2 protein-coding genes are annotated in these 1,346 nt (G+C 49.5%); both read left to right on the top strand.

From position 1 onward, the window contains the following. Window positions 1–95 precede the first annotated feature (95 nt). Window positions 96–398 carry a hypothetical protein gene (locus ABEB25_RS24420; RefSeq protein WP_345739077.1) on the top strand — a complete coding sequence of 101 codons (303 nt, stop codon included), beginning with the start codon at window positions 96–98 and terminating at the stop codon, window positions 396–398. A 52-nt stretch (window positions 399–450) separates the two neighbouring features. Then, window positions 451–999: a hypothetical protein gene (locus ABEB25_RS24415; protein ID WP_345739076.1), complete on the top strand. Its 549-nt coding sequence runs from the start codon at window positions 451–453 to the stop codon at window positions 997–999. Window positions 1,000–1,346: the final 347 nt, after the last annotated feature.

Genomic DNA, 1,346 nt, shown 5'->3' with positions numbered 1-1,346 from the left:
GGGGCTTTTTTGTGATCTTCACACTTTTTTATCGACTTAGCCTTCGAACCGCATTTGCGCCTTGAACGTGCTCGCTCTAGGCCGTTGTTTAATGCATGCCTGAAGACCGAGTTCTGCGTTGCCGCATCCCTGTAAAATTGAAAGGGCTTGTTTTGGATCAAGTGTTCGACGCGGTGGAAGCAGGTGGATTTTACAATATCGTGCTTGAGTGGGGAGAGGATGCTAATGGGTTGGCTCCGCGTGTATTCATACCCGTTGCACGAGAGCACATTGAACCTGTTTGCGAGATTGAAGCCGACTGTGAGCTGCTTGCGCACGTAACTCTTGACCTGGACTGCGCATCTATCACTGACCTGCCACAGGGCTCTGAAGAGCGCTTTTTCCCCAGGCCGCAATAAAAAACATAACTTTCGCTGTACTTTTGTACATGAAAGTGTACCGCTCTGCGCCATGAAATACCAGCCTAACAGAGATTACGATTCCAATGATGTGGTTCAAACTCCGCTCGAACTGGCCGGACGGATCGTGAAGCACTTTAAGCCTACGGGCCGCATATTGGAGCCGTGTAAAGGGGAAGGCAATTTCCTACACTTCATGCCGGGTGCAAGCTGGTGTGAGATTTCAGAAGGAAGGGATTTCTTTGATTGGACAACACCGGTGGACTGGATCATCACCAATCCCCCTTGGAGTGAGATTCGCACTTTCCTCCAGCACTCCATGGATCTGGCAAATGACATCGTGTTCCTCATGACGGTTAACCATGTCTGGACGAAAGCTCGTGTTCGTGACATCTACAGCCGGGGCTTTTGCATCAAGGAAATCTGCCTCGTTGAAATGCCTGATTCATTCCCTCAATCCGGTTTTCAACTGGGTGCCATTCATATCTCCAGATCGAAGGGCAAAGGAGAGCCTATTAGATTTGATGATATTTCTCAGCCCGTAAAAAGACCTTCGCGGTCAAAGATAAACAGGACGGCTGCGGAGTTGGTCGTAGCCTAAATAGGCATTGACCTTAGATTCTGGCGTGCTAAAAGGCAGGCCAGATGAATGTTACACTTCTCCCTCATGAGGTTTCGGATTTGTTTGCTGACCCCCAGCCTACTGGGGGAGGTTTTCAGTCATTGGTGAGCAAGTTACAGGATAACTGCAACCAGAAGACTGGAGATATCTACCTGGACGCCGACTGCCTGGAGAGAATTCCACGTTATGCTTTCGATTATGATCAAGGTGGCTGGGAGGATCAGTTGATCCGAATTTTTTCGCGCACCTTGGGGAGTAAATTGGGGCGCTGATTGACATGCCAGGGAGGGCATGGACAAAATCATTTCCCTCTTCCTCCAGGCCAT

This window comes from Prosthecobacter algae (genome assembly GCF_039542385.1).
GTDB lineage: Bacteria > Verrucomicrobiota > Verrucomicrobiia > Verrucomicrobiales > Verrucomicrobiaceae > Prosthecobacter > Prosthecobacter algae.
This window is presented reverse-complemented; position numbering and strand designations above follow the sequence as displayed.